Source organism: Pseudorhizobium flavum, assembly GCF_044142885.1.
Lineage (GTDB): Bacteria > Pseudomonadota > Alphaproteobacteria > Rhizobiales > Rhizobiaceae > Neorhizobium > Neorhizobium flavum.
Window position 1 is genome coordinate 149,726 of record NZ_JBIOKZ010000010.1, and the last position, 15,275, is coordinate 165,000.

The 15,275-nt window shown below is 60.9% G+C and carries 13 protein-coding genes (1 of these 13 cut by a window edge); 3 read left to right on the top strand and 10 right to left on the bottom strand.

Annotation, left to right across the window (positions count from 1 at the left end):
• Positions 1 to 1,542 (bottom strand): L-piperidine-6-carboxylate dehydrogenase, encoded by a 1,542-nt coding sequence (gene amaB, locus ACEPP2_RS18070; RefSeq protein ID WP_395517415.1) that lies wholly within the window; start codon positions 1,540 to 1,542, stop codon positions 1 to 3.
• A 58-nt stretch (positions 1,543 to 1,600) separates the two neighbouring features.
• Positions 1,601 to 2,884, bottom strand: a complete 1,284-nt coding sequence (locus ACEPP2_RS18075) for an NAD(P)/FAD-dependent oxidoreductase (protein WP_281979015.1) — start codon at positions 2,882 to 2,884, stop codon at positions 1,601 to 1,603.
• 97 nt (positions 2,885 to 2,981) lie between these two features.
• On the opposite strand from ACEPP2_RS18075, the gene ACEPP2_RS18080 reads away from it, so the two are divergent.
• Positions 2,982 to 3,917, top strand: coding sequence for a LysR family transcriptional regulator (locus ACEPP2_RS18080; RefSeq protein ID WP_395517416.1), 936 nt, complete (start codon positions 2,982 to 2,984; stop codon positions 3,915 to 3,917).
• A gap of 49 nt (positions 3,918 to 3,966) precedes the next feature.
• On the top strand, positions 3,967 to 4,203 hold the full coding sequence (locus ACEPP2_RS18085; protein ID WP_052639811.1) for an Lrp/AsnC ligand binding domain-containing protein: 237 nt from the start codon (positions 3,967 to 3,969) through the stop codon (positions 4,201 to 4,203).
• 50 nt (positions 4,204 to 4,253) lie between these two features.
• Here ACEPP2_RS18085 and ACEPP2_RS18090 read toward each other — a convergent pair whose 3' ends face one another.
• The 4 genes from ACEPP2_RS18090 to epmA form a co-directional block, all read right to left on the bottom strand.
• Positions 4,254 to 4,451 carry a hypothetical protein gene (locus ACEPP2_RS18090; RefSeq protein WP_395517417.1) on the bottom strand — a complete coding sequence of 66 codons (198 nt, stop codon included), beginning with the start codon at positions 4,449 to 4,451 and terminating at the stop codon, positions 4,254 to 4,256.
• Between the two features lie 441 nt (positions 4,452 to 4,892).
• On the bottom strand, positions 4,893 to 5,777 hold the full coding sequence (gene purU / locus ACEPP2_RS18095; protein ID WP_395517418.1) for a formyltetrahydrofolate deformylase: 885 nt from the start codon (positions 5,775 to 5,777) through the stop codon (positions 4,893 to 4,895).
• 340 nt (positions 5,778 to 6,117) lie between these two features.
• Positions 6,118 to 7,167, bottom strand: a complete 1,050-nt coding sequence (locus tag ACEPP2_RS18100; RefSeq protein WP_395517419.1) for a lysine-2,3-aminomutase-like protein — start codon at positions 7,165 to 7,167, stop codon at positions 6,118 to 6,120.
• Positions 7,164 to 8,234 carry an EF-P lysine aminoacylase EpmA gene (gene epmA / locus ACEPP2_RS18105; RefSeq protein WP_281979020.1) on the bottom strand — a complete coding sequence of 357 codons (1,071 nt, stop codon included), beginning with the start codon at positions 8,232 to 8,234 and terminating at the stop codon, positions 7,164 to 7,166. Before epmA ends, ACEPP2_RS18100 begins: the two co-directional genes overlap by 4 nt.
• 173 nt (positions 8,235 to 8,407) lie before the next feature.
• Here epmA and efp point away from each other — a divergent pair, with 173 nt between their 5' ends.
• Entirely contained in the window at positions 8,408 to 8,977 is a 570-nt protein-coding gene (efp, locus tag ACEPP2_RS18110; protein ID WP_052639801.1) for an elongation factor P, read from the top strand.
• 73 nt (positions 8,978 to 9,050) lie between these two features.
• Here efp and ACEPP2_RS18115 read toward each other — a convergent pair whose 3' ends face one another.
• From ACEPP2_RS18115 to ACEPP2_RS18130, 4 genes are all read right to left on the bottom strand, one after another.
• Positions 9,051 to 10,502, bottom strand: a complete 1,452-nt coding sequence (locus ACEPP2_RS18115; protein WP_395517420.1) for an efflux transporter outer membrane subunit — start codon at positions 10,500 to 10,502, stop codon at positions 9,051 to 9,053.
• A gap of 116 nt (positions 10,503 to 10,618) precedes the next feature.
• Entirely contained in the window at positions 10,619 to 13,729 is a 3,111-nt protein-coding gene (locus tag ACEPP2_RS18120; RefSeq protein WP_395517421.1) for an efflux RND transporter permease subunit, read from the bottom strand.
• Between the two features lie 52 nt (positions 13,730 to 13,781).
• Entirely contained in the window at positions 13,782 to 14,987 is a 1,206-nt protein-coding gene (locus tag ACEPP2_RS18125; RefSeq protein WP_395517422.1) for an efflux RND transporter periplasmic adaptor subunit, read from the bottom strand.
• Between the two features lie 137 nt (positions 14,988 to 15,124).
• Positions 15,125 to 15,275, bottom strand: partial view of a TetR family transcriptional regulator gene (locus ACEPP2_RS18130; protein WP_395517423.1) — the end only. The gene runs 452 nt beyond the window's last position; the window shows 151 of its 603 coding nt (coding positions 453-603); its start codon lies beyond the right edge, outside the window; the stop codon is at positions 15,125 to 15,127.

The window sequence follows — 15,275 nt, forward strand, 5'->3', positions numbered from 1 at the left end:
TCAGATGACGTCGAACTTGACGCCCTGGGCAAGCGGCAGGGTGCGCCCGTAGTTCAAGGTATTGGTTGCACGACGCATGTAGGCCTTCCAGGCGTCCGAGCCGGACTCGCGCCCGCCGCCCGTTTCCTTCTCGCCTCCGAAGGCGCCGCCGATCTCTGCACCGGAGGGGCCGATGTTGACGTTGGCGATGCCGCAATCGGAGCCTCGGTCGGAAAGGAAGGTTTCGGCCTCGCGCATGTCGTTCGTGAAGATGGACGAAGAGAGGCCCTGCGGCACGTCGTTGTGAAGCAGCAAGGCGTCCTCAAAGTCGCTGTACTTCATGACGTAGAGGATCGGCGCGAAGGTTTCTTCCAGCACAGGCCCGGTCTGCGCGGGCATTTCGACGATTGCGGGGCGAACATAATAGGCGTCAGCCGCACCATCCTGCTCCACCCTCTCGCCACCGGTGACCTTGCCGCCGGCGGCCTTGGCGGCTTCCAGCGACTTCTGCATCTTCTCGAACGCGGCCTTGTCAATCAGCGGTCCTACCAGGTTGCCTCCTTCGAGCGGGTTGCCAATGGTGACCGACTGATAGGCCTTGGCGAGGCGCGGTACGAGCGTTTCGTAGACGCTGTCATGGACGAAAAGGCGCCGCAGCGTGGTGCAACGCTGGCCAGCCGTTCCCATGGCGGCGAAGGCCACACCCCGGAGCGTCAGGTCGAGATCTGCCGTCGGAGCGACGATGGCCGCATTGTTGCCGCCCAGTTCGAGCAGCGAGCGCGCAAAGCGCTGCGCCAGACGCGGGCCGACCGCGCGGCCCATGGCCGTTGAACCGGTTGCGGAAACGAGCGGTACCTTCTCATGGTCGACCAGTACCTCGCCGATCTCCCGTCCCCCGATCAGCAGGGTGGAAAGATTCTCCGGAGCCGTATTGCCTTCGGCGACGTAGCGGGAAAGTGCCCGTTCGAAGATCGCCTGAGTTGCCAGTGCGGTCAGCGGTGTCTTCTCAGATGGCTTCCACACCGTCGCATCGCCGCAGACGAGTGCCAGCGCTGCGTTCCAGGACCAGACCGCGACCGGGAAGTTGAAGGCGGAGATGATGCCGATGGCGCCAAGCGGGTGCCATGTTTCCATCATGCGGTGATCGGCCCGTTCGGTCGCGATCGTCAGGCCGTAAAGCTGGCGGGACAGACCGACCGCAAAGTCGCAGATGTCGATCATTTCCTGAACTTCGCCCAGACCTTCCGAGGTGATCTTGCCGACTTCGATGGACACCAGACGGCCAAGGGCTTCCTTGGAAGCACGCAATTCCTCGCCCAGAAGGCGGACCAGTTCGCCCCGCTTCGGCGCCGGCACGAGGCGCCACTCGAGGAAGGCCGCATGCGCTTTTTCGATCGCTGCAGCGGCATCCGTGGCCGTGATCTCCGGAAGCCTGCCGATCTCCCGACCGGTGATCGGGGAGCGAACAGCAAGGGTCCCACCGGTGTAGCTTTCGGACTTGATGCCGAGTTCGCTGAAGATCTTCTTTACGTCCTGGGCGAGATCGAGATTGGCAAGCGTCATGTCAGTCCTTCCGGATGTCGAATTGCGGTCAATTTACTGATCGGCGGCGCTTCTGCAATCAGAAGCGCTCACCAGCGAAGTGCGCGACCTGCGCACCGAGTTCGTAATAGGCCTCCTTGACCGAGCGGACCGCCGGTAACTTCGGATCGGTGATCGGCAGCGGCAGATCCTTCTCGGCAACGCGGCCGAGGATGTGCTCCGCAAGGATCTTGCCGAAGGTCGTGCCGGGGGAAATGCCGCGACCGTTATAGCCGCAGAAGCCGAGAACATTCGGCGCGAACTTGTGGAGGCGTGGCAGGGCGTTGTCGGTCATTCCGATCATGCCATACCATTCGGCCTCGAAGGGGATATCGGCAATCTGCGGGAAGATCCGGCGGATGGATCGGCGAGCCCATGCCTTGTGAATGGATGTTCCGGTGCCGCGCAAGGCGCCGACGCTGCCGAAGACCAGCCGGCCCGCCTGGTCCATGCGAAACGAGGAGAGGATTTCCCTGGTATCCCAGCAGCCCTCGCGGCCGGGCAGGATTACCTGTTGCTGTTCCCGGGGCAGCGGAGTGGTGGCGAGATTAAAGTAGGGGAGGTAGACCTGCTCCTTGCGAATGACTTCCCAAGGGCCGGAACTATAAGCTTCGCTGGCAACGATGACCCAATCCGCCCTGACCTCGCCCTGCGCGGTGCGCAGGAGGTGAGCGCCGCTCTGTTTCTGATGATCAAGTACCGCACTTTTGCTGTAAAGCCGGGCACCCGCGTCGATGGCGGCCCGTGCTAACCCGCGGGCATAGGCAAGGGGCTGCAGGGTGCCGGCCCGCATGTCGAGCATGGAGCCCGCATAGGCAGCTGACCCCACCCGGCGTTCGGTCTCGACAGCATCCAGCAGGGAAACCGGTGCACCTCGCCGCTGCCATTGCGCCGCCCGTTCCGAGAGTTCCTTCAGCCCCTCGTCTCCGACAGCGAGATGCAGGGTCCCATTGCGCTCGAGCTCGCAAGAAATGTTGTGACGGTCGATGAGATCGCGCACGAGGTAGGGACCGTTACCGAGCAGTTCCAGCAAACGCTCTCCGTACTGCGGTCCCAGTTCCTTCGGAAAATCGTCCGGCATGACCCACATGCCGGCATTGATCAGGCCGACATTGCGCCCGGCTCCCCCGAAGCCGAACTCCTGAGCCTCCAGAAGCACAACATCGGTCCCGGCTTCGGCAAGATGCAGCGCGGCGGACAGCCCTGTGTATCCGCCGCCGACGATCACGACCTGAGCGAATAAGCCCTCCTGCAGTATGTCCGTGGAGGGGGCTGGCGGTGCGGTCATTTCCCACAGTCCGTGGGAGCGCGGGTCATTGAGCATTGCAGAGGTTCCGGATGAATTCCGAACGGACTTTACAGAGGCCGCACCAACGTGAATATCGACAGTTTCTCAATAGGTCATTCAACGGAGGAATGACGTGCTGCCGCCCAGGCGATTTCTGCCCTCGTTCTCTCTGCTGGCTGCCTTCGAGGCGGCTGCCCGCACCGGAAGCATCACTGCGGCTGCCAACGAGCTTGGCCTTACCCAGAGCGCCGTCAGCCGTCAGATATCATCCCTTGAAAAGCAACTGGGGGTCTCGCTTTTCCGGCGGGAGCGGCAGACGATCAGGTTGACCCTGGCAGGCGACGGATATGCTCGCGAAATACGGGAGGCGCTTCGGCGCATTTCCACCGCCTCCCTCAATTTGCGGGCCCATCCGAAGGGGGGCGTCATCAATATCGCTGTCCTGCCGCTGTTCGGAGCCCGCTGGCTTGCGCCTCGGTTGGGCCGCTTCTTGGACCGTAATCCGGACGTGGCAGTCAACCTCATCAGCCGCCTTGAGCCCTTCGATTTTCGCTTCGACTCGATCGATGCTGCCATCCATTTCGGCCAAGGGCGTTGGCCAGGCGCGGAACTGCCCTTCCTGATGAAGGAGAAGACGGTGGCGGTGTGCAGTGCCGACTTCCAGGCACGCTTCAAACTGCGTCGCCCTGCTGATCTTCTGGAGGTGCCCCTGCTGCATCTGAGCAGCCGCCCCGATGCCTGGGAGAACTGGTTTAGGTGTGAGGGCGTCTCGTTCGATCAGCTTCACGGGATGCTGTTTGATCAATACATGACCATCGTCGAAGCCGCGGCAGCCGGAATGGGGGCTGCACTTCTTCCGGCATTCCTGATTGCGCCCGAGCTCGATACGGGCCGTCTGGTGATGGCGACGGATGCAAGATCCCAAGAGACGGGGAGTTATTATCTCGCCCATCCTGCCGAGCGGGCTGATTATCCGCCATTTGCCTCGTTCAAGACATGGCTCCTGAACGAAGCTGGCGGGGAGGGGGCGCAGGCCCGGGTTGAAGTGGACGAAGGCATGGGCCAATAGTTGATCGAAAGCGTGCCCTCGCGGCCGCGGCAACCGGTAAGGACAGAACATGAAGCCGATCTTCGTTCAGCTCAGGTGCAAACCAGGAAAGACGTATGAGGTGGCAGACGCTATCTACAAGACCGAACTGGTGTCCGAGCTCTATTCGACCAGCGGTGACTGGGATTTGCTGCTCAAGATCTACATCAAGGAGGGCGACGAGGTCGGGCGCTTCGTCAACGAAAAGATCGCAGCAATTCCGGGGATAGAACGATCTTTGACGACGCTAACCTTCACGGCGTTCTAGAAGACGCGACGCCGCCCGTTTTCCGGAGGGCGTCGCGGATGAGACAGGCACTAGACATGGATTGCCGCGTTGGCATTGCGGCCGCGCACCAAATCCCGGATTGCCAAGCGGACCTCGTCCGCCGAGGTGAACCGGCGTTCGTCGAGATCGATGACGTGGAACTTGACGGCGATGAACTTCAGCCTGTCTTCGTCCGGAACGACGATCCCTACCGGCTCGCCACCGTATTCAATAACTTGCTTCTGCATGAGCAGACTCCTCTGTGGCTGTCGGCGACAGCTCTGACGAATGAATTGTTCTGGAAAGTGTGATCCGGATCGTTACATTCGACAGCACATGAGAGATGCAAGCTCCGTGCCATTCACTTTGAACGCTACCTGACGAAAGGTGGCGACGCGCATCATATCAAACATGTCACTCTCCCTAAGTGGTTGCGTTTCTGCGGGCGAATGCAAATCGCCAACAATCCGGACGCTAACCCGGATTGGATTCATCGGCAACGAAATTCACCTTACAGAGGATATTTTTCTTTCCGATGACAGAACTACGGCGGGAATGAGGATTCTATTGCGCATCCACCGCGGTTACTGCCAGAGATAGATAAGGCCACAGGACGCGCCTGCAAGGCTTGCGACAGGATAAATGTCAGTTCCGCCCGCAGGTCTCATGCTGCTGATCCGTGTGCCTGATCAACCCATGCGCTCTGACGCGTAGCTTCCAGGGCTTGGAGGAAAGACGATCGTGCGGTTACCGTTCAGGAACACCCGACGGTGGATGTGGGCATGGATTGCGCGGGCAAGGACCTGGCTCTCCACATCCCGGCCGAGCGAGACGTAATCATCCGGGCTTTGCGCATGGGTGATGCGTACGGTGTCCTGTTCGATGATGGGGCCTTCGTCGAGATCCGCAGTGACGTAATGCGCCGTCGCGCCGATCAGCTTCACGCCGCGCTGGTAGGCTTGCTTATAAGGGTTCGCACCCTTGAAGCTTGGCAGGAATGAATGGTGTATGTTGATGATCCTGCCCGACATCTTCGCGCACAACTGGTCGGAGAGGACCTGCATGTAGCGGGCGAGAACGATGAGTTCGGTGCCGGTCTGCTCGACCAGTTCCAGGAGCTGCGCTTCCGCCTGCGGCTTGTTCTCCTTCGTCACCTTGATGTGGTGGAAGGGGATGTCGTGATTGACCACAACCTTCTGATAATCGAAGTGGTTGGAGACCACGCCCACGATGTCGATAGGCAGTGCGCCGATTTTCCATCGATAGAGTAGATCGTTGAGGCAGTGACCGAAGCGCGACACCATCAAAAGGACCTTCATCCGGTCGGAGGCGTCGTAGATTTCCCAATCCATTCCGAACCGGCCGGCGACAGGATCGAAACCTTCCACCAACTCGCGATGGGTTGCTCCCTCCTCGGATATGAAGGAAATCCGCATGAAGAACCTGCCGGTATCGAGGTCGTCGAACTGCGAGGAGTCGATGATGTTGCAGCCCTTTTCCGCCAGGAATCCCGAAATGGCGGCAACGACGCCACGGGTCGAGTCGCAGGTTACGGTCAGGACATAGCTCGTCATAGAATTCTCTCCGACATCCCAATAAGGGAATTGTATACATCAATGTGGCGCCCGATCAATTCCACTGCCTCGAATCAGGTGTGGCCGCATGCGCGCAAGCACGGAGCATACTAGGGTCTCAGCTCTTGGCCGTGAAGGTTCCCGATTGGTAACGCTGGACGGCCTCCTGAAAATATTTGTCTTATCCTGGAAGCGTCCGGAGGTGGCGGCCCCGCAGCGACCATTGCTTCGCGGTACAAGCGCGATTTGTGCGATCGTTCGAAGGCGCTCACCGAGAAGAGGATTTGCAGACTTAACGTCGGCGGTCTGAGTGATGTATACAACTTGGCTTGGTAGCTACTCATGGATTCGGCGGGTAAACATGCTCCGCTCCTGAAAAGTCGATCACCCGATAGGCGCCGCCCTCGGCGCGGATCGCACATTCGCCGATCGGAGCCTTTCCATGGCCCCCGGGGATGTCGAGGACATAGGTCGGCTGACAAAGTCCTGATAGCCGACCGCGGAGGACGGCCAGAATGCGCTGCCCTTCGGCAATATCGAGGCGAAAATGGCTCGTGCCGGGGGCGAGGTCTGGATGATGCAAGTAGTAGGGCTTCACGCGCGTCTCGACGAAGGCCCGCATGAGGTCAGCCAGAAGCGCCGGGTCATCGTTGACGCCCTTGAGGAGAACGGTCTGGCTGACCATAGCGATGCCGCGATCGATCATCCGCGCGCAGGCGGAGCGGGCCGCTTCCGTCAGCTCCCGCGGGTGGTTTGCATGAAGAGCGACGTAGGTCGTCTTCCCGCTGGCCGTGAGGGCATCGATGAGATCGTCGTTCACCGCCCGGGGATCGACGACAGGCACCCTTGTGTGAAAGCGCACTATCTTCACATGCGGGATGGTGGCCAAGCCATGCATTATCTCTCGCAGCCGGCGAGGGGACAATACAAGCGGGTCGCCGCCGGTGAGGATGACCTCCCAGATCTCGCCGCGGGAGCGGATATAGACGAGAGCAGCCTCCAGTTCCTCGGCCGTCATCATGCCATCGCCCTGCGGCCCGACCATTTCCCTTCGGAAGCAGAAGCGGCAATAGACCGGACACACATGCACCGCCTTCAGTAGCACGCGGTCCGGGTAGCGGTGCACCAACCCTCTTACCGGGGTGTGAGCATGGTCCCCGATCGGATCGGCACGTTCTTCGAGCGTGGTTTCGAGTTCGCGGGCACTGGGGACGAACTGCCGGGCGATCGGATCTTCCGGATCGGCAGGATCGATCAGCTTCGCCACATCGGGAGTGATCGCCAGGACATATTGTTGTGTGACCTTTTCGATTTCCTCAAGGCGGGCAGGATCGAGGAGCCCTGCTCCAGCAATATCTTCTGCCGACTTAAGTGTGGTGGATCGCGTCATTGTGGCGGTTCCGCAACTGGAGCCCACATCACCTGGTCGATCCGGCTCGCGCCTGTCGCAAGCATCACGAGGCGGTCGAACCCCAAGGCGGCACCGCTTGCTTGCGGCATGCTCCTCAAAGCCACCAGAAAGTCCTCATCTATCGGATAGCTGTCTCCGTATATACGCGCCTTCTCGGCCATCTCATGCTCGAAGCGCCGCCGTTGCTCGGCGGCATCGGTGAGTTCGCCAAAGGCGTTCGCCAGTTCCACGCCGCAGGCATAGAGTTCGAAACGCTCGGCAACCCGCAGATCATTCGGCGAAGGTCGCGCAAGCGCTGCCTCGGCCGCGGGATACTCGCAGAGGATCGTGGGCCGCTCCATCCCAAGGTTCGGCTCGATCTTCGCCACAAGGACGCGACTGAAGAGATCGGACCAAGTATCGTCATCGGCAAATCGGATACCCGCCTGGACGAGCCCGGCGGCTAGCTGTCCGCGGTCGGTCTGCCCATCGTCTGTGGTGGAGGCTAGAAGATCGATGCCTGCAAAGCGGTGGAAAGCCTCCGCCAGCGTGACGCGCTCCGGTTCCGCAAAGGGATCTATACTGGCGCCTCGATAGCTGAAGCGGCGCCTCCCGGCTGCCTCTGCTGCCAGTGCCAGCAGATCGGCGCAGTCGTCCATTAGTTTGCGGTAGTCTGCATCAACGCGGTACCACTCCAGCATGGTGAACTCGGGGTGGTGAAGCGGACCGCGTTCGCGATTGCGATAGACGTGGGCAAAGGAGAAGATCCGCCGTTCGCCGGCAGTCAGCAGCTTCTTGCAGGCAAACTCGGGAGACGTGTGCAGATAGAGAGGAGACGGGCGCCCGTCGATCGTCACTGCCTCTGTCGCAAAAGCATGAAGATGCGTCTCGTTTCCCGGCGAGACCTGAAGGGCGGCGGGATCGACCTCGATGAAATCCTCACCATGAAAATGTGCTCGCAGGCCGGCCTGTATGCGATTGCGCGCCAGGAGAAACGGGCGACGGTCGGCATGCACCTGCGGCTCCCACCAGGGAGAGCGACCGGATGTGGAACCTGAGCGGGGCATGCGATGATCCTGATCGTCAGCTTTTATGGGATGCCTTGCTGGCCGAGGCTTCCTATTTGGCGGTTTTTAAGCTAGGTGCGCCGAGAAAGTCTTATCCGTCCGCTGGATCGGCCTGCCGGTCCTCTACGACGCATCTCCGGCGGTGACAAGCCGGCAGCTAAAAGGGAATACTCATGGTCAAGGTCATCGCTTCCTCCGTCCGCAAGGGCAACGTTCTCGATGTGGACGGCAAGCTTTATGTGGTGCTCACGGCGCAGAACTTCCATCCGGGCAAGGGCACGCCTGTTACCCAGGTGGACATGCGCCGCATCGTCGACGGGGTGAAGGTTTCGGAGCGCTGGCGTACGACTGAGCAGGTCGAGCGCGCCTTCGTGGAGGACGTCAACTTCCAGTTCCTCTACGAGGATGGCGAGGGCTTCCACTTCATGAACCCGGAAAGCTACGACCAGGTGGTCGTCGATGTCGAGACGATGGGTGACCAGAAGGCCTATCTCCAGGAAGGCATGACCTGCATCCTGTCCATTCATGAAGGGGTGCCGCTGGCTGTGGAGCTGCCGCGGCACGTGACGCTGGAGATCACGGAGACGGAGCCGGTGGTGAAGGGGCAGACCGCTTCCTCGTCCTACAAGCCCGCCATGCTCTCGAACGGCCTTCGCACCATGGTGCCGCCGCACATCAACGCCGGCACTCGCGTCGTGATTGCCACGGAAGACAATTCCTACGTCGAGCGCGCCAAGGACTGAGCGACAGCCAACCGATCAAAAAAACCTCCGGCGCGGGAGCGCCGGAGGTTTTTTGTTGCCTAAGATGCTTCCGTTATTTCGTCGGCATGGCCGCGGCTGAGGCAACTACGGTCGCAGTTGGCGCGCCATAGGCATAGCCGCCGCCCACGGCGACGTTTAAGGCCACGAAATCCTGCGCCATCTGCTGGACGGCCTGCGCGAGGTTGGCCTGGGCCGTCGAAACCTGCCGCTGTGCATCGAGTACGTCAAGCAGCGACGAGGCGCCATCGCGATAGCTGGCCGTCGCCAGGTCAAGCGCCTCCTCGTAGGAGCGGACGGTATTGCGAAGGGCATCCACCGTCCGCGCGTCGCGTGCTACGGCAGCGAGCGCGTTCTCGACCTCCTCGACCGCACCAAGCACTGTTTCCTTCCAGGCTAGATAGGATTCTCGCGCGGAGGACTCGGCGCTGCTCAGGTTCGCCTTCAGCGCGCCGCCGTCAAAGATCGGCAGGGAGAGGCCCGGTCCAAATGACCAGCTCAGGATCCCGCTTTCTGAACCGCCGGCGATGCGGGTGTAGGAGGGGCGGATCGAGCCGCCCAGGCTGATCGCCGGATAGAGCTGGGCCTCCGCGACGCCGATCTCGGCGACCGCCGCTGCCAACTGCCGCTCGGCGGCGCGGATGTCCGGACGGTTGCGGATTAGATCAGCAGGAACGCCGGCGCTGACCTTGAAGCGCGCCACGGGCTGACGGGCACCCCTCTGCAGTTCGGGAAGAAGGGAAGACGCGGGAACACCAAGCAGGGTAGCAACCCTATGGGCTGCCCGTCGGAACTGCGTTTCCAGGTTGGGCAACTCAGCCAGCGTACTGTTCACCAAACCTTCCGACTGGACGACGTCAAGGCGCGAGGCGGCTCCGGCTTCCAATTGCAGACGGGTCAGGTCGAGCGTTTCACGGCGCGAAGAAAGGTTCTGGCGCGCCAGCGCGATCCGCTCCTGATAATAGCGCACGTCGATATAGGCCGATACCAGCTGCGACAACAGTGTCAGCCGGGCGACATCGACGCTTGCATATGCAGCGTCCAACTGAGCCAGCGCGCTCTGCTTTGAGCGCTTGTAGAGGCCGAAGAGGTCGAGGAACCAGGACGCGTCTAGCGAGCCGGCGACGGTCGTCTGCGCGGAAGTCGACGAGGGGCTGAGAGGGCCGCCGATGTCCTCGGTTCCACTCCGCTCCGCCTGTGCCCCGAAATCAAGCGAGGGCAGGGCTCCTGCTCCGGCTTGGACAACGCCTGCCTGAGCCTGATTGATTCTCTCGAGCGCTTGCAGAACGTTGAGGTTCTGCGCGAGACCCTGATCGACATAAGCATTGAGCCGGCTGTCGCTGAAGGCCTTCCACCACGCTACTGTTGAGACGTCGCCATTGCTGGTCCTCGAACCCTCCGCATACTTGGCGGGGAGGGCGATTTCCGGTGGGCTGTGCTCAGGCCCGACGACGCAGCCGGAAAGGAGGAGCAAGGCGAGCGGAGCCGCTGCGTGGATCAATTTCATAATCTTTGTCCCAAATGCCCTATCAGAAAAAGAATGCGACTGCACCGTCTGAGCCGAGTCCCCGTATGGGCCGAAAGCCCGCTGGCGAGGACACGCTACTCATCCGTTAACGGATCTCACGATGTCATCTCGCCTTTTTCACGCTTTGATAACCGCCTGACCACAACAAAGAAGGACGGAACGAAGAAAATTCCGAGCAGTGTTGCAGAAAGCATACCCCCCAGAACGCCGATGCCGATGGCATTCTGCGCCGCAGAACCGGCGCCGGTCGCGATGGCCAGGGGCACGACGCCCAAGATGAACGCAAGCGACGTCATGACGATCGGGCGCAGGCGAAGGCGTGCTGCTTCAAGCGTCGCCTCGATAAGGCCCTTGCCCTGCTCTTGCCGGTCCTTTGCGAATTCGACGATCAGGATCGCGTTCTTCGCCGCAAGGCCGATCGTCGTGAGTAGCCCTACCTTGAAGTAGACGTCATTCGCCTGGCCGAAGAGATAGGCGGCCCCTAAAGCGCCGAGTACGCCGACTGGAACGGCCAGTATCACAGAGAAAGGTACCGACCAGCTCTCATAGAGCGCTGCAAGGCAAAGGAAGACGATCAGCACCGACAGGGCGTAGAGAAGTGGCGCCTGCGAGCCCGACAATCGTTCTTGGTAGGAGATGCCCTGCCACGCGACAGAATAGCCCCCGGGAAGCTCGGCCGTCAGCCGTTCCATTTCTTCCATCGCCTGACCAGTGCTCACGCCGGGGCCAGCAGCGCCCTCGAGGGAAATCGCGCTGGTACCATTGTAGCGGGCCAGCTGCGGCGTGCCGCCTACCCATTGGACGGTACTGAACGAAGAGAAGGGCACCATCTCACCCGCGCTGTTTCGCGCATACCAGTATTTCAGGTCGTCCGGCTGCATCCTGAAGGGAGCGTCCGCCTGCACGTAGACTGGCTTCAGTTCGTTATTGAGCGTAAAGTCGTTGACGTCGCGCCCGGCGAAGATGGTGGCAAGCATGGAGTTGACCGTTGCAAGATCAACCCCCATCGCACCGAGCCTTTCCTGGTCGAGCAGGATCTTGAGCTGCGTTTCCGATCGCTGGCTGTTGGTGCGCAGCGAGCTGATGTTCGGATTTGTCGTCGCGGTCTGCATCAGCTGCTGCGAAACGGCGGTGAGCGCATCGTTGCCGTTGCCCCCGCTATCCACCAGATACATGGAGAAGCCGCTCGACGTGCCGAGGCCTTGGATCGCAGGCGGAAGGAGTGCGAAGACCTGTGCGTCGCGAAGCGTGAAGAAATAGCCGCTTGCTCGCTGCACGATCTCCGCCGCTGACTGGCCAGGGCCTGTCCGCTGATCGAAGTCGGTCAATTTGGTAAAGACGATGGCATTGTTCTGGCCACTGCCGCCGAAGCTGAAACCGAGAACGCCGAAGACGTCAGACACATTCTCTTTTTCCTGTTCAAGAAAATATTGCTCGACCTGCTTGACGACCGCATCGGTCCTCGCCGTCGTTGAGCCGGCCGGCGTCTGGACGATGGTCAGCAGGACGCCTTGGTCTTCCTGCGGCAGGAATGACGTCGGCAGGCGGGTGAAGAGCCAGGTGCAGCCGGCAATGACAAGGGCGAAGACCACCACGACCCGCAAGGGACGCTTGAGAAGGTAAGCGATCGTCGAGACATAGCCCTTCGTCGAGCGGTCGAAGCCACGATTGAACCAGGCGCCGATGCCGCGACCCTTCTTGTGATGATCGATCGGCTTCAGCATGGTGGCGCAGAGTGCCGGGGTCAGAACGATGGCAACCACCGCGGAGAGCAGCATCGCCGACACGATCGTCACCGAGAACTGGCGGTAGATGATGCCGGTGGAGCCCCCGAAGAAGGCCATCGGGATGAACACTGCCGTGAGGACAAGGGCGATGCCGATGATCGCGCCGGTGATCTCACCCATGGATTTTTCCGTCGCCTCCAGCGGCGGCAGCCCTTCTTCGTCCATGATGCGTTCGACGTTTTCAACGACAACGATTGCGTCGTCCACCAGAAGGCCGATCGCCAGCACCATGGCGAACATGGTGAGCGTGTTGATTGAGTAGCCGGTGAGGGCCAGGATGCCGAAGGTGCCAAGCAGCACCACTGGGACCGCGATCATCGGGATCAGTGTCGCGCGAAGGTTCTGGAGGAAGATCAGAAGCACGACGAACACGAGAATGATCGCCTCGATCAGAGTATGCACGACCTTCTCGATCGAAAGCTCGACAAAGGGGGTCGTATCGTAGGGATAAGTGATCTCCACGCCTTCGGGCAGGGTAGGAGCGATCTCTGCCAAGGCAACCTTCACACGATCCGCAGTATCCAGCGCGTTCGCGCCCGTCGCAAGATTGACGGCGAAACCGGTGGAAGGAAGGCCGTTCTGCCGCGAGCTCGAACCATAGCTTTCCTGCCCGATTTCGACGCGTGCCACGTCGCTCAACCGTACCGTCGCTCCGTCCTGCTCAACCTTGAGGATGATCGACTCGAAGTCGTCGACGGTGGTGAGCTGGCTCTGGGCGGTCATGGTAACGGTCAGCTGCTGGCCCGCCACCGACGGCTGGCCGCCGAGGGAGCCGACCGACACCTGCGTGTTCTGTGCCTGAATGGCGGATGTCACGTCCGTGGGGGTAAGCTGATACTTCTGCAGCTTCAGCGGATCCAGCCAGATCCGCATGGCATAGCCGGAGCCGAAGATATCGATGCTGCCCACACCCTCAAGCCGCTTGATCTGGTCTTCGATCGAGGTTGAGAAGACATCCCCGAGATCTACGGAACTGCGCTTGCCGTCGGTCGACACGAGGGCGCCGACCATCAGGATGCTCGACGTCGACCGCGTCACCGAGATTCCCGCCTGCTGAACAACGTCGGGAAGCTGCGATTGAACGAGTTGCAGCTTGTTCTGCACCTGCACCTGGGCGATCTCCGGATCGACCGTGGTGCCGAAGGTCAAGGTGATCGAGGCGCTCCCGGTGCTGGATGACGAGGTCATGTATGTCAGGTCATCGAGGCCGGTCATGCCGTCCTCGATGATGCTAGTGACCGACTTCTCGACGGTCTCCGCACTTGCGCCCGTATAGAATGCGCTCACGCGAACGGTCGTCGGGGCGATGTCCGGATACTGCGAGATCGACAGCGTCGAGATGGCGAGCGCACCACCGAGCATGATGACGATTGCGATGACCCAGGCAAATACGGGCCGCCGGATAAAATATTTGGCCATTTGAAAATCCCTTGGCGCTGGGCTTACGGCATCTCTGGAAGGACGAGGATCGTTACTGGGCGGCGGGTTCGGCGGCCGCGTCCGTCGGCGCGGTCACAACGAGACCATTTTCATCCACGGTGGCCTCGACGGGTGCAACCGTGGCGCCATCGCCGATCCATTGAAACCCGTCGACGATCAGACGATCGCCATCGGCGACACCATCGGTGACGAGCCAGTTATTGCCAGAGACCTGGCTGACCGGGAACACGCGCGTTTCCACCTTGTTATCGGCTGTCGCGAACTTGGCGGACAGCTCTCCGCGCGCATTGCGCGTGGCAGCTCTCTGCGGGATCAGGTATCCGGCTTCCGTGCCGAGCGTGACCTCCGCCCGTACATACATGCCGGGTAGGATGATCTCGTCAGGGTTCGGAAAAACTGCACGGATCTGGTAGGTGCCGGTTGTCTCGCTGACCGCCATTTCCGACATGTCGAGCTTGCCCGTGTGGGGATAGATGGTTCCATCCTCAAGCTTAAGGGTCATTTCTGCCTGGCTCGGATCGCCGGTCAGTCGCCCCGAGGCCATTGCCGTGCGGAGCTCTAGGAGATTGGTGCTGGATTCAGTCAGGTCGATGTAGATCGGATCAAGCTGGCGAAGCGTGGTCAAGGCATCGGTCTGGTTTGCAGTGACGATATTGCCGATGCTCACCTTGGAGATGCTTGTCACGCCATCGAAGGGTGCGCGGATCTTTGTGAGGTCGAGATTGATTTCCGCGGTCCGCAACGCCGCCTTGGCCTGTGCCACGTCCGCTTCCGCCTGCAGCAGGGTGACGCGGGCGTTCTCAAATTCGATCTGGGTTGCCCCGCTGTTCACCAGCCGCTCATAGCGAGCAAGATTGGCCTGGGCACTCGGAATCGAAGCCTCGGCCTTGGCGACAGAAGCGCGAGCCTCTGCAAGCGCGGCGCTGTATGTGTCGTCCTCGATCTGGAAGAGCAGGTCGCCGGCCTTGACCACGCTTCCTTCCTTGAAAGCGATCTCGCGGATGGCGCCCGTAACCCGCGGGCGGATGCCAGTTTCCTGGAAAGCCGCAGCCCGGCCCGGCAGAATTCGGGTAATGGGAAAATCTCCCTTCTCCATCGTCACGACGCTGACGGTGGTCGGAGGGCGCTCCTGCGCCGCGCTCCCTGCTGCAGGTGCGTCGCTTGCCTGGTTCGCATCGCTGCAGGCCGTCAGAGCAAGCGACAGAAATAGAGGAAGGAGAAAGGTACGTCTGGTCATCAGCGTCATCCAAAGACTGCGGCAATGTAATGTGAGCGAACCTTAGCCGCAAGAAACTGGCGGCCTTGGTGGAGTATGATTGGCTTGAAAGCGGCTCAGGAAGATCCTGTTCTAGAAGTGACGTATATTGGAAATCGTCACTTTGCAAGCGGACTTTGCAATGCAGCATTGACGAGCCCCGCTATGCCGGCGCACCGGGCCTTCAGTTCCTCTTCGGTCGCTTCCGCGAGGAAGACCGGGTGCAGAACGCTCGCAAACGCCGCGCTCACATGCCGGGTCACGGCGTCG